Origin of the sequence: Protofrankia sp. Cj5, assembly GCF_917627405.1 — a bacterium.
Classification (GTDB): Bacteria; Actinomycetota; Actinomycetes; order Frankiales; family Frankiaceae; genus Protofrankia.
This window is the reverse complement of the sequence record NZ_CAKJTO010000037.1, coordinates 11,149-35,459: the sequence shown is the minus strand read 5'-3', so window position 1 is coordinate 35,459 and position 24,311 is coordinate 11,149. Positions and strand designations below refer to the sequence as shown.

At 67.3% G+C, this 24,311-nt stretch carries 21 protein-coding genes and 1 pseudogene; 12 read left to right on the top strand and 10 right to left on the bottom strand.

Annotated features, from left to right (window positions below):
* Positions 1–93: 93 nt before the first annotated feature.
* The 4 genes from MJ777_RS10470 to MJ777_RS10455 form a co-directional block, all read right to left on the bottom strand.
* On the bottom strand, positions 94–384 hold the full coding sequence (locus MJ777_RS10470) for a hypothetical protein (RefSeq protein ID WP_239375589.1): 291 nt from the start codon (positions 382–384) through the stop codon (positions 94–96).
* A gap of 132 nt (positions 385–516) precedes the next feature.
* Positions 517–2,163, bottom strand: coding sequence for a chitinase (locus tag MJ777_RS10465; protein ID WP_239346802.1), 1,647 nt, complete (start codon positions 2,161–2,163; stop codon positions 517–519).
* 1,017 nt (positions 2,164–3,180) lie between these two features.
* The gene (locus tag MJ777_RS10460; RefSeq protein ID WP_239375587.1) at positions 3,181–3,777 is read right to left on the bottom strand and encodes a methyltransferase domain-containing protein; all 597 of its coding nucleotides are present in this window, start codon (positions 3,775–3,777) and stop codon (positions 3,181–3,183) included.
* Positions 3,778–3,782: 5 nt separating this feature from the next.
* A complete protein-coding gene (locus MJ777_RS10455) occupies positions 3,783–5,348 on the bottom strand; it encodes a CmcI family methyltransferase (RefSeq protein ID WP_239375585.1) in 1,566 nt (521 codons plus the stop codon).
* Positions 5,349–6,685: 1,337 nt separating this feature from the next.
* Here MJ777_RS10455 and MJ777_RS10450 point away from each other — a divergent pair.
* The gene (locus MJ777_RS10450; RefSeq protein ID WP_239375577.1) at positions 6,686–8,254 is read left to right on the top strand and encodes an FAD-dependent monooxygenase; all 1,569 of its coding nucleotides are present in this window, start codon (positions 6,686–6,688) and stop codon (positions 8,252–8,254) included.
* A gap of 77 nt (positions 8,255–8,331) precedes the next feature.
* Here the strand turns inward: MJ777_RS10450 and MJ777_RS10445 are convergent, their stop codons facing one another.
* A complete protein-coding gene (locus MJ777_RS10445) occupies positions 8,332–8,592 on the bottom strand; it encodes a Txe/YoeB family addiction module toxin (RefSeq protein ID WP_239309883.1) in 261 nt (86 codons plus the stop codon).
* Positions 8,589–8,846, bottom strand: a complete 258-nt coding sequence (locus tag MJ777_RS23075) for a type II toxin-antitoxin system Phd/YefM family antitoxin (protein ID WP_239309882.1) — start codon at positions 8,844–8,846, stop codon at positions 8,589–8,591. Before MJ777_RS23075 ends, MJ777_RS10445 begins: the two co-directional genes overlap by 4 nt.
* A gap of 388 nt (positions 8,847–9,234) precedes the next feature.
* Here MJ777_RS23075 and MJ777_RS10435 point away from each other — a divergent pair, with 388 nt between their 5' ends.
* Positions 9,235–9,504, top strand: a complete 270-nt coding sequence (locus tag MJ777_RS10435) for a helix-turn-helix domain-containing protein (RefSeq protein WP_239309881.1) — start codon at positions 9,235–9,237, stop codon at positions 9,502–9,504.
* Positions 9,504–10,796 carry a type II toxin-antitoxin system HipA family toxin gene (locus MJ777_RS10430; protein WP_239375575.1) on the top strand — a complete coding sequence of 431 codons (1,293 nt, stop codon included), beginning with the start codon at positions 9,504–9,506 and terminating at the stop codon, positions 10,794–10,796. Before MJ777_RS10435 ends, MJ777_RS10430 begins: the two co-directional genes overlap by 1 nt.
* Positions 10,797–11,238: 442 nt before the next feature.
* On the opposite strand, the gene MJ777_RS10425 is transcribed toward MJ777_RS10430, so the two are convergent.
* From MJ777_RS10425 to MJ777_RS10415, 3 genes are all read right to left on the bottom strand, one after another.
* On the bottom strand, positions 11,239–11,703 hold the full coding sequence (locus MJ777_RS10425) for a hypothetical protein (RefSeq protein WP_239375573.1): 465 nt from the start codon (positions 11,701–11,703) through the stop codon (positions 11,239–11,241).
* On the bottom strand, positions 11,697–12,944 hold the full coding sequence (locus MJ777_RS10420) for an AAA family ATPase (RefSeq protein WP_239375571.1): 1,248 nt from the start codon (positions 12,942–12,944) through the stop codon (positions 11,697–11,699). Before MJ777_RS10420 ends, MJ777_RS10425 begins: the two co-directional genes overlap by 7 nt.
* 689 nt (positions 12,945–13,633) lie before the next feature.
* Positions 13,634–15,031: a serine/threonine protein kinase gene (locus tag MJ777_RS10415; RefSeq protein WP_255724033.1), complete on the bottom strand. Its 1,398-nt coding sequence runs from the start codon at positions 15,029–15,031 to the stop codon at positions 13,634–13,636.
* 146 nt (positions 15,032–15,177) lie between these two features.
* Between MJ777_RS10415 and MJ777_RS10410 the strand changes: the two genes are divergently transcribed.
* The 9 genes and pseudogenes from MJ777_RS10410 (at position 15,178) to MJ777_RS23065 (ending at position 22,357) form a co-directional block, all read left to right on the top strand.
* Positions 15,178–15,660: a peptidoglycan-binding protein gene (locus MJ777_RS10410; RefSeq protein WP_239332345.1), complete on the top strand. Its 483-nt coding sequence runs from the start codon at positions 15,178–15,180 to the stop codon at positions 15,658–15,660.
* Positions 15,661–16,074: 414 nt separating this feature from the next.
* Entirely contained in the window at positions 16,075–16,305 is a 231-nt protein-coding gene (locus MJ777_RS10405) for a DUF433 domain-containing protein (protein WP_239375567.1), read from the top strand.
* Positions 16,302–16,472: pseudogene (locus tag MJ777_RS23070) on the top strand (DUF5615 family PIN-like protein); the annotation flags it as partial. The gene MJ777_RS10405 and the pseudogene MJ777_RS23070, both read left to right, overlap by 4 nt.
* Before the next feature lie 29 nt (positions 16,473–16,501).
* Positions 16,502–16,675 (top strand): hypothetical protein, encoded by a 174-nt coding sequence (locus MJ777_RS10400; protein WP_239375565.1) that lies wholly within the window; start codon positions 16,502–16,504, stop codon positions 16,673–16,675.
* 110 nt (positions 16,676–16,785) lie between these two features.
* Complete coding sequence (locus MJ777_RS10395; protein ID WP_239375563.1) at positions 16,786–17,397, top strand: hypothetical protein; 612 nt, start codon at positions 16,786–16,788, stop codon at positions 17,395–17,397.
* A 619-nt stretch (positions 17,398–18,016) separates the two neighbouring features.
* Positions 18,017–20,962, top strand: coding sequence for a DEAD/DEAH box helicase (locus MJ777_RS10390; RefSeq protein ID WP_370652695.1), 2,946 nt, complete (start codon positions 18,017–18,019; stop codon positions 20,960–20,962).
* A gap of 425 nt (positions 20,963–21,387) precedes the next feature.
* On the top strand, positions 21,388–21,624 hold the full coding sequence (locus MJ777_RS10385; protein WP_239313070.1) for a hypothetical protein: 237 nt from the start codon (positions 21,388–21,390) through the stop codon (positions 21,622–21,624).
* A gap of 153 nt (positions 21,625–21,777) precedes the next feature.
* The gene (locus MJ777_RS10380) at positions 21,778–21,996 is read left to right on the top strand and encodes a heavy-metal-associated domain-containing protein (protein ID WP_239375552.1); all 219 of its coding nucleotides are present in this window, start codon (positions 21,778–21,780) and stop codon (positions 21,994–21,996) included.
* A gap of 94 nt (positions 21,997–22,090) precedes the next feature.
* A complete protein-coding gene (locus tag MJ777_RS23065) occupies positions 22,091–22,357 on the top strand; it encodes a heavy-metal-associated domain-containing protein (protein ID WP_370651751.1) in 267 nt (88 codons plus the stop codon).
* Here the strand turns inward: MJ777_RS23065 and MJ777_RS10375 are convergent.
* Positions 22,342–24,311, bottom strand: a 1,970-nt coding sequence (locus tag MJ777_RS10375; protein ID WP_239375550.1) for an NACHT domain-containing protein, incomplete at its 5' end; no start/stop codon positions are given. The genes MJ777_RS23065 and MJ777_RS10375 overlap by 16 nt on opposite strands.

Below are 24,311 nucleotides of genomic sequence, written 5' to 3'. Positions count from 1 at the left end.
CCCCGCTGGCATGGGCAATCATGTCGACCCAGCCAGCCTCGCGAAAACAATGCATGTCGTGCCAGCTGCCCGGGAACGCGAGGCTGGCACAGATCAACCGGCCGGGCAGATCGACGAAGCGTCGGATGTTAACGCCGTAGCGACGCTGCTTGCCGGACGGCAAATCCTTGCGGTGCCTCCAGCGTAACGTCGGCACAGCGTTCCGTCGATCAAGCAAACCGTGCCTTCCAGGAGCATCGTCAGGAACTCTTCTTGATCGCCCTCGTCAGGGTGGCCGAACGCGTGGGCGAGGAATTTGACCATGGGCTGGTCATAGTCCCAGGCTGTAGTCCCGCCGATCTCGAAATCTTCGTGAAGGTCCTGGTAGGTGGCATTGCGGCGCAACCGGCACACCGTCAATCTCAGGGCTTGGAGAAGCGACCGGATCTTGGTCCGGTGGAACGGGGAGCGGCGGTCGTGCTGCCGGAACCGACGGCCGGCTGCGGCAAGGCCACCCGTCGGTTCCGGAGGCCGGGCCTACCGTCGTTGCGAAACTGCCGGGATGTGCTCCGGCTGGTAGGTAGCGATAATCTTACTGAAGTCGAACGAGTTCTGCTCGACGTAGGTGCATTTAGCCAGGTCCGAGCCGCTGAAATCGGCGCACTCGGGCAGGCGGCCCTGGTTGTAGTCGCGGCTGGCGTCCCAGCCGGAGAGACAGCCGAGATTGTTCGTCCGGGCGAAGTCGACGAGACGACGCATGTGGTCCAATGTGAAGATCTTGCCGTTGATGTGCCGGCCGAACATGGGGCAGGCGCCGATGCGACGCCAGACCTTCTGCTCGTCCCAACCCGGCCAGGCCGCGGCGATCTGCGTGAACATCCCGTTGAGCGCGATCACGCAGCATTCGTAGGCGTCTGGCGGGGAGGTCTGGCCGAACTCCATCAGCATGCCGTTGATCAGGGATGGTTGGATGCCGGCGTCCGCGAGTAGCTGCAGCAGCCGGACCCCGCCGTCGTTGAAGCCGACCAGGCTGCCCGGGGCGCCGTCGACCGGCAGGGTATAGGAGATCTTCAGGCCAGGCTGGGCGGCGAGCACCTGGGAGATGGCTGCGACATGCCGCTCCAGGCCCGGCTGGTTGTGGATGAATCCGCCTTCGAAGTCGAAGTCGAGGTAGGTGGCGCCGTAGTTGGCGAGGATCGCCCGGTAGGTCGCCGCAATGCGGGAGACATCGGTCTCCACGTCCTCGAGGGGAACGTTCGACGCGCCACCGAACGAGAGGATGACCTTTCCGCCGTGGGCGGCGAAGGCGTTCATGTCCTCCTTGCCGAAATCACTGGTGGTGGCCTCACCGAGGCTCGGGTATCCACCCCAGTAGACTTTCTTGTCGCCGCTTGGCTGGGCTACCAAGAAGCCGGTGAAAAACGCGTCAACGCCGGACAGGGAGCCGTATTCGGCGATTTTCGGGTTCGGCCAGGCGGTGTAGTCGACGAAGGGTGCGCGTCGTGCGTCCCAGTCGCCCGGGTCAGGTAGCGGCGCGGTCGTCGTCGCGGAGATCTCCTCGGACAGGTCCGAGCGGTTGCCCGACACATCGATCGCGCGGACCCGCAGGCGGTACTCGGTCAGCGAGTTCAGCCGGGAGACCGTGGCGCCGGGGGTTCTGGTCGGCCACGTGTGGGTCTCCCCGCCGGGCGTGCCGTATTCGATCACGTAGGAGGCGACCGCGACGTTGTCGGTGGACGGGTCCCAGGCCAGCTGCAGGCTGTGCGGGGCCCAGCCGGTGGCACGCAGTTTCTCCGGCACGGTGGGCGGGTCGTTGTCGACCGGCGGGTTCGCGTCCTGACCGTTGACCGTGAAGCCGTTCGGCAGCAGCCCGGGGTCCGTGCCCGCGCCGGGCCCGCCGTTCTGCATCGCAACGGTGAACTCCTGGGAGCTCTGGGCCAGAATAATCTTCCGTTCGGCGACGAACCGGCCCGTGACAGCCTCGACCGGGCGGTCGCTTTCCTCGAACACGAGACCATAGTTGTTGCGGATGATCCGGCCCTCGGCGAACGTAAAGGAAATCTCCGGGTCTACCAAGTCCTCGGTGGAGTAGTTGGACACGACGACCGTGAAGTTGGCCCACCACTCACCTCCGCCCGGAACCCATTCCGCCGACGCGAACACGAGACCTTGCGAATTCGACACTACATTTCCCTTCGGAGGTCCGGGGAACTTCGGATGAGCACCGACGCCAGCCAAAGCTATCTGCCTGCCCGCGGAAACCCCGTTCGACGCGCCCACCATACGATTGATCATTGGTAGCGAGGGGCTGGTCCCACATCAGCGCGGGCCGGTCGAAACGTGCGATCTGCCACCCGTGGCAAAGGAATATCTACCCATGTCCAGCGAGGTCGCAAGGCGCCGGCGAAATCAAGCCATCAACGCATAACCGCTATGCGATGTAGGGTTGGAGACCGGGCGGTGACATTTCACTTCAGGCTCGTGACACGGTACCTACACTGCTATTGCTAACGGGGCTTCGCTCCAGCCCGACGAGGCATGTGTCTGTGGTCCGTGTGTGCTCCAGGGCTCCGGCCGGGCGGTGTGACGGGTTGACGATGAACCCGCCGTTCACGAAGCCGATGAAGGCGATATGGCCGGTACGGCTCTTAGAGCGTGTTTGAGATCGGGCTTTCGATCAGTGAGCCGCGTCCAGGCGCCCCCTGGCAAGGCGGGAGGCCGAAGCGATACCGGATGAGTTGTATCGGTTTGGCTGACAACGCAGCCAGGGGGCGCCTGGGCACGGCGAGCCGGAATGACGATCTCAAACGCGCTCTTAATGCATACCCAAGCCGTACCACTCGGGTTGCAACCTCGTGTCATCGGCACGTCCCGACTCGTCGATCGGCGGGAACTTGTACGGACCCACCGTGGCGGTCGCGTCCTCCATTCTCATTCCCGCGAAGGTCGCGTCGTTGCGGCGACGACATCGATCCTGATCCCAGAGAGTCAGCGCACCGTCCGTATCGTGCCGGGATCCACGGGGTTCCGGCACGATGCGGACGCCAGGATGATGCCCTGACCGGTTGAGACCACCCCGCTGGAGACCGCCGCTCGGCCACGCCATCAAGAGCAACCGCCTGTTCTCGCCGGACACGACCGACGATGACCGTGCCGAGGCAGAGTGGTGGTCCAGGCGGTCGATGACACTGAACTCGACGTTCATGTCGCTTCCTTCTGCGCTAGGGCCCATACCACCAATGGGAAGTCCGGCTCGTTGTCGAGTGAGTGCTGCTCGGGCGCGTATTGTGCCCACTCGGTGAAGTTCGCGATGACACAGGCCCGGTTGCCCCACGATCCGGTGCGGATGGTGTCCAAGGGGAACCCGCATTCCGCGAGCAGATGTTTAAGTCCGAGTTCGGTCCAGCGCGAGCAGTCCACCGGCTGGTCATGGATACGGATCAGGAAGGGCGTGGTGATCAGGACGTATCCGCCGGGGTTCACCATCTGATGGATGTTGCGTCCGGCGCGGTAGGGCCACAGCACGTGTTCGAAGACCTGTTCCGCGATCACCAGATCGAACGTCTCGTCGAGGGTCCCCGCACAGACGTCGTAGTCGCTGTAGAAGACCGCTCGATAGGAGCGGAACGCAAACGCGTCTTCCCAGATCGTGCCGGCGATCTCCAGGACCGACAGCCGGCCGGTGTCGAGCGCACCGATCCACTGGCGCGTTGTCTGGTTCATGACGATGCGACACCACTGGCGGTCGGCGTCGGGCGGCTGGCGAACCAGTTGGGTTGTCTGGGGCTGCTCTGCCATGACTCCTACCGGATGCGACGAAGGAAACCTTTTGGGCACCAGGTGAGCAACAGACTCTCCCGCTCACGCTCGATCACGAAATCGGGGTGTTCGGCCACGAACGTCTCGACTGCCTCGTACGGCCCCGGCCGGGGCCCCATGTCCAGGCCGTGTCCGAGGATTCCGTCCTCCACGACGAAGGAGCCTCCCGGCTTGACCAGTTGGCCGTACAGCCGCAGCACGGTGAGGGTGTTGTCGTAGGTGTGCGCGCTGTCCTCGATGACGACAACCCGGGCCTGTGGGTCAAGCAGACTCTCGACCTGGTCGAACAACTCACATGCGTCGCCTTCGACCCAGGTGATGCGCGGATGCTCGCGTACCCGCCGCGGCACCGACTCGTGGGAGAGGTCGACGGCGATGACGCGCCCGTTGTCCATCAGGTCACACAGATGGGCCAAGGCCAGCGTGCTGCCGCCGAACCGGTTGCCGATCTCGATGATGACGTCGGGAGCCTGCTCGTACAACAGCTCCTGGTAGACCCACAGGTCGAGGGGGTTCTTCCAGGCCGGAACGCCGAAGTAGCTGGTTTGCGTGAGGAAGCGCTGCTGCAGCCTCGGCAGGACCTGGCGCAGCGGGACATCCAAGGCCTCCTCCAGATACAGCGGCGGTGGCGGGGGCTGCCGCGCGTATTTCTCCATCGCCCGCCGAGTCGTATCGTCGACCTTGGCCGCGGAGCCTCCGGAGAGGCGAGTGAACGCCTCCTCGCGCACATCCCACCAGACCTTGTTGATCCGGTACATCGGGTCGTCGTTCGCGCGCGCCTTCGCCATGTCGCAGTTCCATGGCTTCTGCCCCACGTAGTGGAGGTTCTTGATGACGTCCAGGTTCCAGAGCTCGGGGTGCGCCCTGCTGATCCCCTTCGTCGCGTTGTACACGTAGTCCAGAGCGTGCCAGCTGTCGGCGAAGTACTCGTTCAGCAGGTCCTGCTCGGCAAAGTGCATCTGGTTGATTTCACGTTTGTGGATCGCCCCCGTCAGCTCCTTGTACATGGCCGTGGATGGCGCGGCGACGAGCAGTCCGGCGTTAAACCGCCGCAGCTGCTGGGACCCGCCGTGATACGGACAGTGCTCGACTCGGAAGTAGGCCGGGAAGTTGTCGAAGTGCAGAGCGTTGCACAGGCACTGGGGGGCCGCGGCGATGGTCCCCGTGTCTATCGGGACGTCGAAGAGCTCGTCCATGTTGCGCAGCACCAGCATGTCGGCATCCAGCCAGACCAGCCGGTCGTACTCCTCGAAGTTCCACATGGCCAGCTTGGTCCACGAATCGACGAGGTACGGGAACGCGTAGTCGATGAGCTTGACGGGCGCGGGAAGGATGGGTTCGATCTCGGCGGTGTGGCAGTTGTCGAGTGCGGCTATCCGGCGTCTGGCCTCGACGCTGACGGTTGGCGTCAGCATGACGAGAAGGCGATGCCGTGAGTTGACTGTGAGAAGGGAGTACGCGAGTACGACGACACCGTCGACGTATCCGTCATTGGTCACCATGGTAACCCAGGCCCTGCCGTTGTCCATCTCCCGAGCGGATCGTGTCATCGAGGCGTGTCTCCTTTTCGGAAGCCGGTGGATCATCCGCGGTCAACAGCCCTCTGGTGTGACGACAGAGGAGGGGGTAAGGCCGCTGCTCGGGTGCGTTCGCTCGACGATGTCCTGGATTCCGTTCGGTCACGTCCGGGACGAAGAGCTCTTGGACGTTCGATGCTCGGTCGATGGTGTTGCGCGGATTCGGTTCGGTACCGGTGGATAGATCGTCGATGGCCGCGGTGACCGCCCCCGCGGCCGCTAAGTGGCTTAGAGCGCCCGACAATAGGGGTGTGGATCAAGGAGCGGGACTGGGGTGCGTGCATCGCGAGGCGGTGGAGGGAGCCACCCTGGCGTTGGGTGTCGACCGACGACAACGCGGCGAGGTGCGTGCCCCAGCCCCGCGACGCCGCGCCCCTATTGCCGGTCGCTCTTACTACATGTCCGCCGATGAACCCAGCGCCGCCGGTTAGCGGAATCTTCACCCAGACCCCCGTCCTCCTTCGCGCAGCGCTTTACGCCGTCCATGCACGATCGACACAGGATGCGGCTGTCCGCCGAGAGTTCACCCGGCCGACGATGATCTGCATGTGAAAGGTCTGGCCGGTGCTACTCTGACGCAACCGTACCAAACATGTACCATCTGAATCCAAGCAAGTTGTCGAATACTGTGGGTGACATATGTGATCCAAAAAGCAATGGGTGCCGCGGGCTCGGTGCGGGTGCGGGCGTTGTGAACCCGACCGGCAGTGCCCGGTCCCGCAGGCATCTGACATCGCCATGGCCTGCATGTTTGGACATTCCCTGGTACGGGCCGGCATGTTCTGGCAGGTATGCCAAGGTTCTTTTTAATCTCTGGGTTCAGGCTTCGGGCCCCTGGCGGCCCGCCACGCTACGTAGTTGACCTCTAGTCTGGTCAAATAGATTGACTGATCGGTCGGAACACTCGGGGGCCACCTAAACGATCAGATAGGCGGGCTTGTCTCCTGGTTCGTACGGAAAGATGGTTCTCACCCGGCGATCCTAATTTGACTACTTTGGGTAAAATCTGGTCCGGCGACGTCGAGCAGAACTGGCTCACCAGGTTCGGGTTGCCAGGGAGGGCCTGTCGGCTGCCCGTGGGGCCGGTTTGACGGGCTCAGTGGCCGGCGGGACGCTGCGGCCGTCGATGTTGGTATCAGGCGGGCCATACGGCTCCAGCCACGAGCTGTCGGCGAGGCGGCCTTCAAGGTAGGCAGGTCAGGCTCCCCCGCCACTTTCAAGCTATAGCGCATCGGGGGTCTTGCGGCAAGGCCCCGGTGGTGCCGCAGAATCGCTCCCCATTGTCAGAACGACAGGCGAGGGGTAGCGACGTGCGGGAGTACGCGGTGGTAATCGTCGGCGGTGGGCCGACGGGGATGATGCTGGCCGGGGAACTGGCGCTGGCGGGTGTAGACGTTGCGATTGTCGAGCGGCGCCCGACGCCAGAGCTCGCCGGCTCGCGTGCGGGCGGGTTCCACTCCCGCACGATCGAGATCCTCGACCAGCGTGGCATCGCCGGCCGCTTTCTGGACGAGGGACAGGTCGCGCAGACAGCGCGGTTCGGCGCCATGGTGCTGGACATCAGCGATTTCCCCACCCGGCATCCGTACGGACTGGGGCTGTGGCAGAACCACATTGAGCGGATCATGGCCGGCTGGCTGGACGAACTCGGCGTGCTCATCCATCGCGGTCGTGAGGTCATCGGGTTCGTGCAGGACGAGGGCTGCGTCGAGGTCCGCCTCGCCTCCGGCGAGACGATCCGCGCCGCCTACCTCGTCGGCGCGGACGGGGGACGCAGTGTGATCCGCCGGGCGGCCGGCATCGCGTTCGAGGGCTGGGACGCGACGCGCAGCCACCTGATCGCCGAGGTGCGGCTGAGCGAGGAACCGGAATGGGGCACTCGTCTCGATGCTGTCGGCGTCCATGGCCTGGGCAGGGTGGACTACGAGATCCGCGACGGCGAGGTGGTCTACGCCGACGAAGGGCCGGTACGGGTCATGGTGACCGAGGAGCGCGTCGGCCCCGCCACCAAACCCACGCTCGACGACCTCCGCGCGGCGCTCACCCACGTCTACCACACCGATTTCGGCGTCCACAACCCGACCTGGCTCTCGCGCTTCACCGACGCGACCCGGCAAGCCGCGGCGTACCGCGACCGGCGTGTGCTGCTCGCGGGCGACGCCGCGCATATCCACTCGCCCGCCGGGGGGCAGGGCATCGGCCTCGGAGTCCAGGACGCGGTGAACCTCGGATGGAAGCTCGCTCAGGTGGTCAAAGGCGTGTCACCCGACTCGCTGCTCGACACGTACCACACCGAGCGGCACCCCGCAGACGCCTGCGCGCTGCGGCACACGATGGCGCAGAGTGCCACACAGCGGCAGGACGAACGGGTATGCGCGCTGCGCGACATCACCGCTGACCTGCTCACCATCAATGCTGCGCGCGTACGCGTCGCCGCGCTCATCCACGGCCTCGACGTGCGATACGACCTCGGCGATGACCACCCGCTGCTCGGACGCCGCATGCCCGACTTCGACCTCATCACCGCGACCGGGCCGCTGCGGACCTACGCGCTGCTCCATGCCGGCAGGCCGACATTGATCAACTTCGGCGACCGCGGCAGCATCGACATCACACCGTGGGCCGATCGGGTGCGGCTCACCGACGCAACCTACGACGGTGCGTGGGAGCTTCCCGTGCTCGGAACGGTCACCGCACCCAGCGCGGTGCTGATCCGCCCCGACGGCCACGCCGCCTGGGTAGGCGATGGCACCAGTCTTGGGCTGGACGACGCGCTCACCCGCTGGTTCGGATCACCCGTTATGGTCACGAACATGCGATCCCCGGACCCACAGCCGGGCGGAATCAAGCGGTCAAGGCGACACATGCCTTTCCAGTAGATCGTTGAACACTTCTACCGGCTTGCGCCAGCCCAAGGTCTCACGAGGCCTGCCATTCAGCTCCGCGGCCACGACGGCTACTGGTAGTGGTAGCGACAGGAGATGATGGTGATCTGGCTGGGCTCAATTGCGTAGACCAATCGATGTTCGTCGTCGATCCGGCGCGACCGTAGCCCGGCCAGGTTGTTGCGCAACAGCTCGGGCTTACCGATCCCCGGCCCCTCGGGATCGCGTTTGATGTCTGCGATCAACGCGTTGATCCGCTTGAGCGTCTTGCGATCCTGGTTCTGCCAGTAAAGGTAGTCATCCCAGGCATGGTCGGTCCAGGTCAGCTTCACTCGTCAGGACTCAGCGGCCGCTCGACAGCTTCACCCGAGTGCCACTGTTCTACGCTCTCCATCAGCCGCCTGGCGTTGACAGGAGTGCGCAACAGGTAGTTGGTCTCGACGATCGAGTCCCAGTCCTCCTTGCTCACGAGGACAGCATTCCCACGCTTCGAGACGATCTCGACGGGGGTGTGATCGGCATTGACCTGCTCGATCAGCGGAAACAGGGTCTTACGCGCCTCGCTGGCACTGATCGCCGCTACCATGCCGTCTCCCGATCCACCACCAGGCCAGTGTTGTACCAAATACGGTACAACACTGGGGGCCAAGGGCACCTCGCCACCGCCCGCCGTCGCGCCGAACGGACCCGCTGACAAGCCCTCACCGCGCTGCGCCATCTCGGCGCCACCGGCACCCCGGTGACCTTCGACGCCGTCGCCCGTCACGCCGACGTGTCCCGGTCCTGGCTCTACACCCAGCCTAGACCGTTCCCGATGTTGTTGACACCTGCTCATCGACGCGGGACGCAAGTGACCGTCAGCGTTACCCGTCCACGTTCGTGGACATCGTGAATTGCCTACGAACGAAGGCAACCTGTATTGTCTACGAACGAAGGCAAATCGGACCGCCTATGAGCGTCGACAGGATGCCGCCATGGCCAACATCACCAACGCCCGTCAGCTCGGCGCGGAGGTACGCGAGGCCCGCAAGAGGCGAGGCCTGTCACAGGAGGATCTTGCCGCCCAGGCAGGGGTCTCCCGCGCCTGGCTGACCCGCTTCGAGACCGGCCATCCGACAGCGAGCGTCGAGCCCCTCTTCCGGGTGCTCAGCGCCCTGGGCCTGAGCCTGGACCTGGCCGAACGTACGGTCACCGAGGCCGAGGCCGCGGTCCTTGCCGCCCTCGCGACACGGGCGAGGCGCTGATGGCGGCACGCAGCTTGCTGGTGGTCCTCTACGGCGTCGCGGTTGGCCGGGTCGCACAGCGCAGCTCCACCGCCGAGCCTGAGTTCACCTACGAGCCGGCCTACCTCGCGACCAGGCCCAGTACTCCGCTGGGCGTGCGGATGCCACTGAGCGGAACGACCTACCGAGGTAGGAGCGTCCGCGCCTACCTCGAGGGCGTGCTGCCTGAAGACCCCCGGACGCGGCAGCGTTGGGGGGCCGCGCTGGGCGTCGAGCCCGACGACACGCTGGCAATCCTCGCCCAGATGGGCTGGGACTGCCCCGGTGCGGTGCAGTTCTGCGAACCCGACGCGGTCGACGAGATGCTCTCCCGCGCCCAGGAAACGCGGCCTGTCAGTGACCAGGACATAGCGCAGCGGCTCCGTGCACTGCGCACCGGGGACGCGGCCTCCTGGAGCCTGCCCCACGAACACTGGTCGCTGCCCGGCCAGCAGTCGAAGTTCGCGCTCGCGAAGCTGCCCACTGGCTGGCACGAGGCGCATGGCTCCGCGGCGACAACCCACATCATCAAGCCCGGTATCGGGCGCCTCCACCACCAGTCCCTCGTCGAGCACGCCACGATGCGCGCGGCCAGCGCGCTCGGGCTCGACGTCGCCCACACCGAGTTCATCCGTTTCGGCGACGGCGAGCCGGCGATCGTCATCGAGCGCTACGACCGCGTCATCCTCGACGACGGTGCCGTTCTGCGCCTCCATCAGGAGGACTTCTGCTCCGCCAGCGGACGGCTCCCGTCGAAGAAGTACGAAGCGCACGGCGGTCCCGGACTCACCGACCTCGCCCGGATCGTCGAGCAGAACTCACGCGGCCACGCCGCCGCCGGTTTGGCCGCGCTCGGCGACTTCGCCGCCATCAACTACGTCACCGGCGCGCCCGATGGCCACGCGAAAAACGTGTCTCTCCTGCTGCTCCCCAACGAGATCAAGATCGCTCCGCTCTACGACCTCGCCACCAGCCTCCTCTACGACGCCGACCAGGGCCTGCGCGAGGTCGCGGTCGGGATCGGCGGCCGGCGGAAGTTCGGACAGGTGCTCGGCAAGCACTGGGACCGCGCGGCGGCCGTCCTCGGCATCCCTGCCGAGCAGTACCGCCAGAGCGCCAGGGAGATGGCTGGGCGCTTCCCGGACGCGTTCTCCGACGCGCTCACAGAGGTCGGTACGTCCGAGGCCGAGGAGGTACGAACGCGTTCGATCGACCGCATCGCCCGGCACACCCGCCAGCTGGCGGAACGTCTCGACGATCCGATGGGACGCTGACGTCACCGGCGTGTCCGGCTTACCGGTCACGCCTCGACACGCGGAGCCCGCCAGCAGAGGCGCATCCATCCGCACGGCGACGGCGTCGTCGTTGACCACACGCTGTAGCAGCCGGTCCTTCCGCGCGGTGGACAGCTTTGCGATCCAGGCTGCCAAGCGTGCGGGACTGTCTGTGGCTTCGCCGAGCGGTGGGCTGCTTGCCTTGGCCGCGACCGCAAGGAGGTCGTCGTCGAGGCGAAGGAAATCGGCCAGCTCGCGCTGCGGTGCCGTGAACCCGCCCATCTCCAGTCGCCCTCTGCACCGCCCAGAGATTTCGCAACCTCTGATGGGTGGTATCGCTGCGCAGATGGCTGACCATACTGCGGGCCATACGCGCCGACCCGCAGCCGTCCGCGCAGGGCCTCCGCCGAAATTGGGCGTCGGTCGTTGCTGGTGCATATTCTTAGCCTGTGCGTAATGAAACGATCGCGCTGGCGGGTCTTGTCTCCGCAGCCAGGTGATCGTCGACCTGCGTCGGGAACCTCGCCCGGCACTGGCCGACCGTCGGATGCGGCCCGCGTGGCGTCCGCAGGACGACGCTGAGACGCCGGTCCGGACGCGCCCGGCGTGCGCGGTCGAGGAGGCGAGGTGCCAAGGCCGCTGGGCAGTCGTCATCGGCGTCCAGCATCACCAGGACGCCTGTCGCATCGGGGTTGAGCACGACGGTCCGCTCGATGATCCTCTCGATTCCTCCGGTGGTGGTCAGCTGACCACGGCCATACCGGCTGGGTCTGAGGAAGCGGGCTGACCAACAGCCGAACATGTCGTGCGCGAGTCGGCGAAGCAGCAGCGGCACGGCGCTGATCTCACCCGTGCCTTCGACGACGAGCGCGATGATCGGAGCCGGTTCCACGGCTTGGTTCACCACGCCGTGTCCGGCGGCTCGGGCCAAGGGGTGAGCTGGTTTGACCGCTGGAGTTCGCCGAGTGTCCCAAGGTCACGTCGAACGATCTCGCGGATGCGGTCATCCACCTCGGTGACAACCGTCGTACCGTTTCGCAGCTCAACGATCCGCGCTGCGTCGAGGGGGAAGTTCTTCTGGTCGAGAAGGTCGGCGCTCTGGGTCGCGACGACGACCTGGACATGCTCGGAGGCCTCGGCCAATGCGCTGAACAGCGCACCGACAGCACCGGCATGAAGGCCGAGCTCCGGATCCTCCACGACGACCAGGGGGATCGTGCCCATCCAGGTGCCGGTCTGGAACAGCGAGGCGAGTAGGCCGGTAGCCGCGAGTGTGCCGTCGGACATCGACTGGGCGGGGAACACCTCGACGCCGCCGTCAGCCGAGGGCTCCGCCATCCGCAGCCGAACGGTGTGGAACTCGTCGAGGGCGAACGTCTCGATGCCGAGTGCGCCGGGCAGAATCGCCGCGAGGTAGTCGTCGATCCTGCGTCGTGCATGAGGAAATTGGGTCGCGAGCGCATCAAGTACTTGGGGGAGCTGTTCGCCCGACGGCCCAAGCACAGAGCGCTTACTCCGCTGCCCGACGAGGCGCATTGTCGAGGGGCTCAGCGCATGGAACGCCATACCCCGCAACGCCGAGTAGACCATTGCGAGCGGCGGAAGGCGCGCGGCTGTCGGCAGGACCAGCGTCGTCGGGTCCGCGACCGGACCCATCAGCTGCGCCGGACCGGTGACGACCCGGCCCTCCTCGGCAGCGAAGCCGCCCGCAGCCTCGGCGCCGGTGAACTGGCACCACTCGCGCTCGATGTGCGTCCCCAGGTCGGTGGCCTCATCGAGCCGGAGCTCGAATCCATAGATCGCTGTCATGGGTTCCAGCGGTAGGAACAGGGCGTCACCTCGTGCCTGGCCGGGACGCGGGGAGATGCCAAGCTCCAGCTCGATCCGCACCCGGCCCGCCGGCCATGAGCCTCGGTGCAGGACCGTGGACAGGCCTTGCCGATCCTCTATTGCCTGCGCGGGCGAAGTCCTCACCACGTCCTGCACGAACCGCAACGCATCGATCACGTTGCTCTTCCCTGCGCCGTTCAGGCCCAGCAGCACAGTCAGCGGACCGAACCTGATCTCGGTATCCACGATCGACCGGAAGCCCTGGATACGCGCGCGGTGCAGGAAGGGCGTGAGCCGCGCACTGACCGCCGTCGCCACTCCGCCTCCTCACGCATCCAATTCACGCATCCCATTCGAGATCAGCGCACACGCTATCCCAGCGACGCCGTGCCCTACGCTCATCGCGTCAAGGGCAGCCCGATGGCTGGCCGGGACCGGGGGTGTGTGATCCCGTTCAGGTCGGCCCGGCAGGCCAGACGGGGACAGCGACTCCATGCTCGTCGATCCGGAGTCGTGGTGGGTGCGTCATCGCCTGTCACCCCAGGGGCCGTGCCTGCGCTTATCAGCATCCGGCGGGCGAGGAGGATGGCGAGGTGACGGCGATGCATGCCCGGCGAGGCTCCGAGGTGCCGATGAGCGCGGCTGTCAAGCGGCCGCATCGTGATCGACATCCAGAACCTCTGACACGCCGACAAAACGGGGAGGTTCTGGCAAAGATCGATAACGCTGTGACCTGCACAAATGTAAACGATCAATCTTTTGGATCAGTTTATCCACAGCCCTCGTCGGGAGGTTCTGGAAGGATCTTGTAAACCCGCAGCTCAGACCCCCCAGGATCGGTGGTACTGTCGCAGAGCAGGAACTTTCCGAGTCGGATTGAAACCTCAGGGTGTTCGCTTCCGAATCTTTACGAACGCGAACAGCTATGGTTCCCGCCTTCTGTGTGGCGCTACCGATGGTCCGCCAGGTGGGGAGTCAGTAGACGCGTAGCCGGGACTACCTGCTCGTCAGGCGGCCGGGCATGTCATTTTGACGTACTGGGTGAGCATCCATCCACTCAGATTCAACGACGGGGCGTACCCGTGCACCCATGCTCCGTTGTTCGCCAGTAAACCGTCCGTATCGAATTCTTCGCCTCCCCGCAGTGTGCCTATGATCGGCGTGTCATGGCCAAACGAGCTGTGCAATGTCGCGTCCTCGGCGCAGACATACCGGCGCTGCACCGTCCCGGCCGCTGTGGTGGGGGCGGGTTGCGGGCTGAGGGATGCGGATTGCGGTGCTACCGGGGCATCCGGTGGCCGAACGGTGCCAGTCGGTGCGTTCTGTGCCAGCGGCACGGGCGTCCCGGGAATCCGCGCGGTGGTCAGCGCTGTTGGTGCCGGGGACGAGGTTGTGCTTTGGTCCAGGCCGCTCGGGAAGGCGCCGGTCGATGAGTGCGGGGATGGTGTCACCAGCGTCGTGTGAGATGGCGTCGTGGCCGGCGATGCCGCGTCCGTTCGGCCCATGAGTATCGGGGTAACCGCGGTCAGCGCGACAGCGACCGCCAGGGCGACGCAGGCGATGAGCGCGAACAACAATACTGGTCGCCTCTGTCCGGCTGGGGAGGTCCCCGCGCCTGAATCCCGCGCCGCACCGCCCGCTTTGGGAACGGTGTCTTCTCCGGGCAGGGTATGCGTACCGGCGTGGCCATGCTCGGTCGGTCCGGGATCCGGCAGCGAGAACTCGGATCGGGCGGTCCAGATCGGTCCGCCCGCGATGTCGAGGCTGGGAGCCGGATCCATGCCGTGTCCGCTGCTGGCGACGTCGGGCGAGAGTTGGGTTCTCGCCGCGCCATGGCCGACGTGGTGCAGCGGCTGGAGGTGGCTCGCTGTGACCGGCGCGCCGGTCAGCGCAGCGGCGATATCTTGGCCGAACGCCTCCGCGCTGGGGTGGCGGGCCTCGGGCTCGAGCTCGCATGCCCGCTTGACGATGGCGTGGAGGCGGGCTGCCACCGGATCGGTTGGTGTCCGTCGGCATTCCTCCCCGCGGCAGCGCGGGTATCCGGCCATCATCTCGTGTAGCAGCAGGCCAGCGGCGTAGATGTCGCTCGCCGCCGTCGCCGGCTCGCCGCGGAGCTGTTCCGGGGACATGTACGGCGGCGTTCCGACCATGGCTCCGGCTGTGGTGAGCCTGGCCGCGTCGGTGTGTCGGGCTAACCCGAAATCGGCCAGATAGGCATACAGCTGGTCGTCACTCTGATGGTAAAGCAGCACGTTTGCCGGCTTGACGTCCCGATGAACAACACCGCGCGTATGTGCCGCATTCAGGGCCTCGGCGACCTGACTGGCGACACGCCCGGCCACTGCCGGTGGGAACATGCCACGGCGCTGGATTTCCTCGTCCAAGTCGCCCGGCATGAGGGGCATCGCCGCGTGAAAGTCGGATGCCCGTGGACGCCTGCTGTCAGCCTTAAGACACGCATGGGCAAGAATCCTGCACTTGGGGTCACCATGAAGCTGTGGTCGCCGGCAACCATGACAGTACGTCACCCGGTGATCCAGGAGGTGTTCCTATGGCAAACCCGGGACAACCCACGATTCGCCTGGGCGCGAGTGGACCTGCCGTCACAAGGGCGCAGCGGGCGGTCAACCGTTCCGAGCCCGGAGAGCGGCTCCTGCCGGACGGCATATTCGGACCGAGGACCGACGCCGCCGTACGGGACTTTCAGAAGGCCAACCAACTTCCGGTCGACGGGATTGTGGGCCCGACGACGTGGGCGGCGCTGCCGAACGGTGGTCCGATGCCGCTGCTGAAAGAGGGCTCGACAGGCGAGGTCGTCAGCCGTCTGCAACAGATACTGGAAAACGGCGGCTTCTCGCCGGGGCCGGTAGACGGTAACTTCGGTCCTCGTACCAGGGCCGCCGTCGAGGCGTTTCAGAGCAATGCCGGGCTGTCGCCGGACGGAGTGGTGGGCGACTTCACCTGGCAGACGTCGCTGCATGCGGCCGGGCAGACGCTGGAAAGAGCTGTCGGGCTCCAGTTCGTCCAAGATTGAGTTCGCCGTTCAACCTCCGGATGGTGGGTCTCTGGCGGTCAGTGCACCGTCCAACCGTGCTGGGAACAGGGGGCTCGGTACGCTTGATCGCGATCGGGCAGGCTCCTGACCGCTGGAGACCGCCCAATCGGCTGAGGGCGCCAGAACACCGCTCGACCGTCCATATCGACCTTCGCACCGCCGTTCTTGCCTCGCCGTCTGCATGTCCATAGCCGCTCATGCGGCGAGCGCTGCCCGCAGTTCCGGGCCCAGCCGCCAACCGTGCCATGGCATAGACCGGGATCCCATACCCGCGAAAAGTCCCAGGTCGCAGCCCTGGACGAGTGTCGGGTACCCGCAAGGACGAGGGTCGTGGCTGACGGCGCGGATCAGGCGTGTTTGACGCGCCGTACCGGTGCGGCCGAGGGTACGTGCATGGACCTTGGGCGGATCGCCGTTAACCATCAGATCATGGGTGGTGTGCCCTGCGTCGCCGGCACCCGTGTGCCGGTGGCTACTGTCGTTGGTCTCGTGGCGAACGGGCTTACCACGGATGGGATCGTGGCCGAGTACCCGCAGCTTGTCCCGGATGACGTGCAAGCGTGTCTGGAGTATGCGGCACGAGTTGTTGACGAGCGGGAGCTTCCGGTCTGGCTCACCGCGTGAGATTCCCGCTTGATGAGTGCCTCTCCGCGCGCATGGCCGGGCTGCTTCGCGCCGCAGGTCATGACTGCTCACATGTCTACGAACTCGGCTTGGGCGGCCAGAGCGACGAACGGATCATGGCACTGGCAGATCGCGAGAATTGGATTCTCATATCCGCTGATACTGACTTCGGGAACTTCTGGCCAACAGCCCCGCGATGGCGCCCAGCGCCATCCTTCTTCGCCGTATCGACAAGAGGGCCGAATCCCTCGCCTCCGTCGTCCTGGCCAACCTCGGCCAAGTCATGGACGACCTGACCGAAGGCGCACTTGTTGTGATCAGTGATACCCGGATCCGCGCTCGCCGCCTCCCGATGAAGGCCAGCGACTGAGCAGCGCCGGTCGGTGCCTGACGCTTGTCTGTAGGCTCTGACCAGCGCTGCTGCCGCACTGGATACAAAGGATACTGTCCGGCCACGCCCACAGCGGTGGCTGGGACACCGTGCACTTCCGGCCTGTCGCCGGAACGATCGCCGGCACCCGTCATCTCACCACGGCCGCAACCGTGCGAAGTGGGCCGAACGGTTACGTCATCGGCAACCTGCGCTCCGGCGCGACCTTCCACTGGAGCCACCGCTGCGGTCATCGCGGACCATGGGTGTTCGGCTGGGCACCCGACGCGAACACCTGGGGCTGGATTCTCGCCGGGGATATCGGCAACCCCTGCACACCGAACGACTATCCGACCAGCACCGGCAGCCACTCATCGGAAGCCTCCACCGCAGCCACGCCGACACAGGGCAGCCCAGCCCCCCACCGCACCGCCGCGACCCAGGCGGCCACACCCCCGGCGGGCGCACCCGCTCCGGCCGCGCCCGCCGGCGGGCCATCGGCCCAGTGCTATCCCCAGTACACCGTGACCGAACACGCCCGCGCGCGATCCACCCGCGCCGGCACCCCCATCGGCGACGTCGAACCCGGGGCGCACGTCAACGTGCGCAGCAACGACGGCAGCTGGCTCTACGGCTACATCTCCCAGATCGGCGCAGGAGCCGGCGGCTTCGGCTGGCTGCTCGACGAAAAAGTCGTCCGCACCGGAACGTTCTGTGGCTGATGGGCCCGTCCGTGGCACGGACGGGCGGTTGACCCGGCGCGTGCGCACGATTACCAGCCGACAAGGCAACCAGCCAATGGATGGAGCCCATGCAACGAATATCTGGCCGGCTCATCATGGCGATCGTGATCGGAGAGATAGAGTGGCCGGCAGCCATGAATTGATCATCGGTGGTGACGGCGCTGGTGACGGCGGAGACAGTGGCTCACATTACCGGCCTGGGCCAGGCCCTGATGGCTCGGGCTCCGCTCACACCGACGGTGCGGAGACGGACGGGCGCACAAGCGTCATGGATATCGCGGAGGCCCGGTGGGGGATCTCGCCGCAGCTGGCGCACGAGCGGTTCGGCCAGCCGGGCTGGTCCTACGACGATGTTGCGCCCCGCGGCTGCCCGCGATGCGACCGCACGCTACACTGCCTCCGAAAATCGGATATGAGCGGCGGACGGCCGCAACGCTACGTCGCTCTGGTGTGCCCGCATTGCGCGGCAACGTTTACCTTGGCGGATCTGGGTGTACGGACCTTCGGTGGGCTGCGGCGTCGGCGGAGCGCTCCCCGGCGGCGCAGGGCAGCATCGCCGCGGTCCTGCGCCGACGATGACGGCCAGCTCCCCGGCGGGATGAGCATGGGTGTCGTTCACGCTGAGGATGCCTGGAAGCTCGCCGCGGGGCGGCTCGATCCGCGACTCGCGCCAGGTTACTTTGCGGCGGGCGGGCCGCGACCGGGGCCCACTGCTGTCTCCGTGCCTGATCCCGGAACACCGCAACCGGTGACTGAACGCAGGCTCCTGCACTGGTGCAAGATCGCAGATCCGTGGGCTGACGTCCCGTCCCAGCCGGCCGGGGTGGACGTGCGCGTGCTGGTCCCGCTGGCGGCGGACTTCGACGCGCTGTGTGCGCTGATGAGCGCCGCTGGGGTGCCGCATCGACGGGTGCGTCACTGGGTCGAGGCGGAGACGGTCAGCACAGTCGGGCCGGATGGTGCGCTGGCTGCGCTACACGCGGTACCCGGTTTTCTCCCGGCCACGAGCACCGCGAAGCTGCGGACGGCGGGCGTTGTTGGATTGGCCGCGGAGGCGGCCCGGGACGCGTTCGAGCTGGCCTGGGACAACCATGGCGAGCCGTTCCTCCCGGCCTGGAGCCCCGTCGACGCTGGGACGATCGTGCCTGCGGAATGGCTGCCCTACCTGCCCCATCCCGGGCTGAACCCGGCACAGGCGGAGGGCGCGCCGCACGTGCTGCGCGACAACACCCACCTTCTCGTCGCCGCGCCGACCGGGTCGGGCAAGACCGCGATCGGCATGCTTGCCGCGCTTAAGGCCATCCTCGGTGAGGGGCGCAAAGCGGCCTGGTTGGTGCCGCAGCGGTCACTGACCGATGAGCTTGACCGCGAGCTTGCCACCTGGCGTGCGCAGGGGCTGCGGGTGGAGCGTCTTTCCGGTGAGCACGTGGTCGACGTGGAGCGGGCCCGCGAGGCCGATCTGTGGGTGTCGACGACGGAGAAGTTCGAGTCGGTGTGCCGGGCGACGTCGCTGCGTGTCGCGCTGGGTGAGGTGGGCTGCCTGGTCGTCGACGAGATCCATCTGTTGGGCAGTGCCGGGCGGGGGCCGCTGTTGGAGGCGTTGCTGGCCCGGATGCGTGGTGCGGGATCACCGGTGCGGATCGTCGGGCTGTCAGCGACGGTCGCAAATGTCGACGAGGTCGCCGGGTGGCTCGGCGCTCGCGTCGTGACGACCACGTGGCGCCCGTCCCGGTTGACCTGGCAGCTGCCGATGATCCCGGCCACCGCCGACCGTAGGACCGACAACGCCAACAGGCTGCGGGCGGCCACGGCGTTGACGCGTATGGTCACCGATGACGGTGGCAGTGTGCTGGTGTTCTGTGGAAGCCGGCGCAACGTTCGCGTGACCGCGCTCATGATTGCGGCCGACCGGGGCGCGGACATCCGCGGCATCGACCCGGATGACGGCTCCCGCGTTCACCAGGTGTGTACCGCGGCCGGGGTGGGCCTGCACTACAAGGACTGGGAGTACCGCCGTGAGGCGGAACGCGCCTTCCGTGACCGCGCTCTGGATGTCCTCGTCGCGACGACGACGGTGGCGGCCGGGGTGAACCTGCCCGCGCGGGCGGTCGTCGTCCGGGACACCCGCATCGGTCTGGACAGGATCGACGTGGCGACGGTGCAGCAGATGTTCGGCCGGGCCGGCCGGGTCGGTGCCGGGGAGACCGAGGGATGGTCCTACCTGGTCGTCGACGAGACGGAGCGGGCGACCTGGCAGAACCGGCTCGTCGAGGGGTACGCGGTCCGCTCCCACATCGCGGACAGTCTTGCCGATCATCTACTGGCGGAGACGGCTCAGCGGCGCGTCCACACCCTCACCGACGCGGAGAACTGGTGGCTGAGCACGCTCGCTTATCATCAGGGTGCCGAAGGGCTCACGCCGGTGCGGGATGCCGTCGACCTGCTGGTGGAGGGTGGGTACCTCGCACTGGTCGCCGAGCCGGATGTCGGCACGGTGCTCAGGGTCACCGAGCTGGGCACCCTGACGACCCGGTTCATGGTTCCGGTCAAGATCGGCATGCGACTGCGGAGCCTGCTCGCGGAGGCCGACCGGCGGCCCCACGACCCCGAGGACGCCGAGCGGCTGCTCGGGCTGGCGATCAGCGTCAGTGTCCCGCAGTTCGCCGAGGCCCCGGTGACGGACGATCTGCGTCCCCGGGTGGCACGGCTACTGCGCGCCCGGGGATATCTGGAGCTGGTTGACGCCCCAGGAGGTGCGCTCGGTCTCGTTCCGTCAACCGCCGCGGCGCCGGGCGATCTGGCGCAGGTCGCGATCGCGCTGGTCGCGAACAGCCCGCGGGCGTTCAGCCGGCCGGCGCGGAGAATCGCCGGGCTGCCGTCCTCGGTCCTGCTGCCGATTCTCAGCGAGATGCCGCGTTATTTCGCCTGGCTGGCGGCGCAGGGTGAGCTGGCCACTGTCGCGCCGTGGGTTGCCGTCATCGCGGGGGATCTCGGCCGGCGCATCCGTTGGCGGCAACTCGCGCCCACCCGTGGCGCGGGCCGGCTACTGTGGATGTGCGAGCAGATGGCGACCCCGCTGCGAGCGGAGCGCATCGTGCCACTGCTGTTCACAGCCGCCCGCGAACACGGTGTGACAGCCCCGGACTGGCCGGTGGGCCGTGCCCCGGCCCAATGCCAGCTGGATGCCCAGGAATACGTGGCGTTGCTGCGTGACCGGGCGACCGACAGCCTCGTCACCGAGGCCGACGACCGCGTGAAGGTCACCACGCCGAACGGGACAGCGGCGGTGGTCTGGGCGGGTGATCAGCACATCGCCGTCGGGTCGCCGGCCGGGCAGTGGATGTCCTATCCGGGTACCGGAGAGTCTGGCCCCGGTAGCGCCAACGGTTCCGGTGCGGCCAAGGGTTCCGCCGGCTATGCACGCGAGGCCCACGCACCGGCCCTGGAACGCGGGGTCAGCGTGTTTTCTTGGCGGGGCGACCACCTGAGCACGGGATGGCTCAGCAGCTACAACGGTATCCACGGCCAGGCGGGGTTCGCATAGCGCCGTGGCAATTCAAGCTGCCAGACAAACATACAAATCAACACCCTCAATCGGAGTTCCGGAGCCCCACCGGATACGCTAACGTTGAGAGCGCGTTTGAGATCGTCATTCCGGCTCACTGATCGAAAGCCCGATCTCAAACACGCTCTTACGGAAAAATCTTGAATACGTTGGGACGTGCGTGGGGCGCACGATCGTGAGAAGTGTCGTCGGTCGAGCGTCGCCACCTGTGCTGTCCCAAGCCGCTCGGCGACCGCGGCCACCGATACGTCCACGGCTCCGACCGGGTTTACCGGGCGCCGTCGCAGCGCCAGGGGCGGGCGGGCCGGGGGCCGGAAGCGAAGCATCAACAAAAAGCCGGACAGCCACCGGGCCGGATCTTAGACTGGGAAACAATCTGTCGCCTTTTATCCACTGGAGCTGTCATGAGTGTATCCGGAACGCCTCGCCACATCCTGACCTTCTGCGGCAAGTGCAGCTGCGGCTGCCCGGAGCTTTTCGTCGACCACGAGGCGCCCGCGGAACAGCGGATCGTGCTCACTGACGACTTCGGCCAGCGCATCCAGATGAGCGTCGACCAACTGCGGGTGATCGTCGACGAGGCTCGGTCGGGCCGGATCAGCGCGCTGGTCGACGCGGAACTCGCAGCCCTGGTGGGATGACCGTCGCTCCGCTGCGGGACAGGCCGGTGACGCGCGGCTGACGGCTGATGGCCGACGGACCGGCCGCGCCGCGCGAGGACTCCCGCCGACGCTTCTACTACCCTTCGTCGAAAGGGCTTCGACGGCGAGGCCCGCGACGCGGTAGGAGCATCAATGACGGCGCTGACGGTGCAAGTACCCGACATCAGCTGTGACCACTGCAAGGCCGCGATCGAAACGGCCGTCGGCCAAGTGCCGGGCGTCAGCGCAGTGTCCGTCGACGTCGCGTCCACCTCGGTCCGCGTGGACCACTCCGCGGCGGTGGATGCGCGTGCCATCGAAGCGGCGATCGTCGATGCAGGCTACACGATCGGAGCGATTGTCGGATCGTGAGCAGAATGCCGGCCACGCCTGCCGCTCCACCCGCGGGCGTGACAGCCGGCGCGGCTGTCACCAGCACCGCGCTGGTTGAGCGTGCCGTCCCGGGATGACCTGTGCAGCCTGCGCCCGCCGGGTCGAGAAGGCGTCGAACCGGCGGGCCGGAGCCTGGGCGACGGTCAGCCTGGCGACGCACCGGGCGATGGTGACCTGGAGCGACGGGTGTGGGCCGGGCGCCGAGGTGCTGGCAGCCGCCGTCGAACAGGTCGGAGATTCAGGCCCGGCTCATTCCCGCGGATGTACCGGCCGGCGGCGTGCCGTCGGGAGCTGGCGTGCGCAGCGCACATCGTTGGCGTCAACTCACGCCCGATGGTGATGGTGGCTGGCAAGGCGGCGTTGCAGGTTGGCGTGCCGGAATTCCCACACCGCACCGGCCTGCCGGAGGATTCCCCGGTCGTGGGCGTCGGCGAGGAAGGCCATCAGGCGGAGAGGCTGGTGGCCCCGGCAGGCCAGCCAGAGACGGGCGATGCCCAGACGTCCCCATACCGAGGCGAGCCCGCCCACAAGCCCGACCGCGGCCCCGGCCGCAAGCCCGACCGCGGCCCCGGCCGCAAGCCCGGCCGCGGCCCCCACCGCGGCCCCGGCCGCGGCCCCGTCCATAAGCCCGGCCGCGAGCCCGAACGCGAGCCCGCCCACGAGCCCGACCACAAGCCCGCCCACGAGCCCGCCTATGAGCCCACTGGCGCGATCGTGAATTAGCACGGCCCCGGGGCCGGCTGCCCGTTGCGTGTCCACAGTGGTATCCATTCCGAGCCCGGCCGCGAGCCCGACCGCGAGCCCGAACCCAAGCCCGGTCGCGACCCCAGCCGCGAGCCCGGCCGCGAGCCCGACTGTGAGCCCACCCACGAGCCCGGCCGCGAACCCGAACGCGAGCCCGCCCACGAGTCCGACCGTGAGTCCGGTCGTGAGCCCGGTCGCGAGATCGGAGAGCCGCGGCCATCGCAGGATGATGTGGCGTGGGGAAGAACTGCCGAGCCCGACCACGAGCCCGAACGCGAGCCCGAACACAAGCCCGCCCGCGAGCCCGGCCACGAGCCCGACCACGAGCCCGCCCGCGAGCCCGAACACAAGCCCGGCCATGAGCCCGGCCATGAGCCCGACCGTGAGCCTGATGGTGAGTCCAGCTCCGAGCCCGTCCTCCAGCCTGATTGCGAGTCCGGCCCCGAGCCCGGCTCCGAGCCCGTCCGCGAGCCCGGCCGCAGGCCCGAACGCGAGCCCGAACGCGAGCCCGGCCACCAGCCCGACCGTGAGCCCGACCGCGAGGGGCATCACAGCGCGTGGTAGGGCGCGGGGGAGTTCCCACCAGGCAAGGCTGGTGGTGCGGAGACGATGTTCGAGATGGCGGGCCAGAAAGATCAGATAGGGGGTGGCCTGGGCGGCGGTCCACCGGTTCGTGCCCGTGGAGCGGGGCCGGTACACTGCGGCGATGAGACCATCGAACAGATGTTCCTCAACGGCGGCGCGGGTGGGGAATGCGGCGGTGTCGCACAACTCGGCGGGGTCGGGCAGGCCGAGCGTCGAGCTGGCTTGCCGGGGGTTGTAGATGGTGCGGGCGAGGCTGGCCATCAGCGGGGTGCACAACGCCCGGGCCACCGGTGGGGTAGGGCTGGTGGCCAGCGCGGCGCGGACCGGCGCCCAGCGGCTCGGCCCGTCCGCGCCGGCGGTTTCGGTGAGATAGGTGGCGATGGCGGCCGGATCCAGGGGGGTGAGCCGGATACCGGCGGCACCTTCTAGGTGGACGGGCTGGCGCAGCGGGCCGGGGCGGACGGCGTGGCGAAACGCCGTGGCCCGGCAGCTGAGTACCAGGCCGGTGTCATGGCGCAGGGTTTCGTTGATGGCGACCAGGGCGCGGCCCCGGCCACCGGAGCGGATCTCGTCGAGTCCGTCGAGGACGGGTAGGACCAGCCCGGCGGTCAGCAGGGCGTGGGCGCGGCTGACGCCGGTCGCTGAGGTGCTGGCCAGCCAGGGATGTTCTCGGATCATCTGGGTTTCCAGCCAGTCGTACAGGCCGTCCTGGTCGGGGTTCCAGGAGGCCACCGGGACCAGCAGCGGGACGGGTCCGCCTGCGTCTCGGCGGGCGAGCAGGTCCAGTACCAGGCGCAGGAGCAGCACGGTCTTGCCGGATCCGGGTTCCCCGAGGACGACCAGCCGGCCGGTCGGTATCCGGTCGAGCACCGTGGCCAGGTCGCTGCCGGTGCCGGCGAGTTCGTGCGGGCCTGCCCCCGGGGGAGTACCCCGGGTCCACCCGGCGCCGGCCGACGCCAGCCGTT

Excerpts from the sequence above, each read along its gene's own strand:
- MJ777_RS10410 (WP_239332345.1), top strand. The coding sequence starts at position 15,178 with ATGGCAAACCCGGGACAACCCACGATTCGCCTGGGCGCGAGTGGACCT.
- MJ777_RS10405 (WP_239375567.1), top strand. The coding sequence starts at position 16,075 with ATGGACCTTGGGCGGATCGCCGTTAACCATCAGATCATGGGTGGTGTG.
- MJ777_RS10385 (WP_239313070.1), top strand. The coding sequence starts at position 21,388 with ATGAGTGTATCCGGAACGCCTCGCCACATCCTGACCTTCTGCGGCAAG.
- MJ777_RS10455 (WP_239375585.1), bottom strand. The coding sequence starts at position 5,348 with ATGACACGATCCGCTCGGGAGATGGACAACGGCAGGGCCTGGGTTACC.
- MJ777_RS23075 (WP_239309882.1), bottom strand. The coding sequence starts at position 8,846 with ATGGTAGCGGCGATCAGTGCCAGCGAGGCGCGTAAGACCCTGTTTCCG.
- MJ777_RS10390 (WP_370652695.1), top strand. The coding sequence starts at position 18,017 with ATGAGCATGGGTGTCGTTCACGCTGAGGATGCCTGGAAGCTCGCCGCG.
- MJ777_RS10460 (WP_239375587.1), bottom strand. The coding sequence starts at position 3,777 with ATGGCAGAGCAGCCCCAGACAACCCAACTGGTTCGCCAGCCGCCCGAC.
- MJ777_RS10380 (WP_239375552.1), top strand. The coding sequence starts at position 21,778 with ATGACGGCGCTGACGGTGCAAGTACCCGACATCAGCTGTGACCACTGC.
- MJ777_RS10400 (WP_239375565.1), top strand. The coding sequence starts at position 16,502 with ATGGCGCCCAGCGCCATCCTTCTTCGCCGTATCGACAAGAGGGCCGAA.
- MJ777_RS10430 (WP_239375575.1), top strand. The coding sequence starts at position 9,504 with ATGGCGGCACGCAGCTTGCTGGTGGTCCTCTACGGCGTCGCGGTTGGC.
- MJ777_RS23065 (WP_370651751.1), top strand. The coding sequence starts at position 22,091 with ATGACCTGTGCAGCCTGCGCCCGCCGGGTCGAGAAGGCGTCGAACCGG.
- MJ777_RS10435 (WP_239309881.1), top strand. The coding sequence starts at position 9,235 with ATGGCCAACATCACCAACGCCCGTCAGCTCGGCGCGGAGGTACGCGAG.
- MJ777_RS10415 (WP_255724033.1), bottom strand. The coding sequence starts at position 15,031 with ATGCCCCTCATGCCGGGCGACTTGGACGAGGAAATCCAGCGCCGTGGC.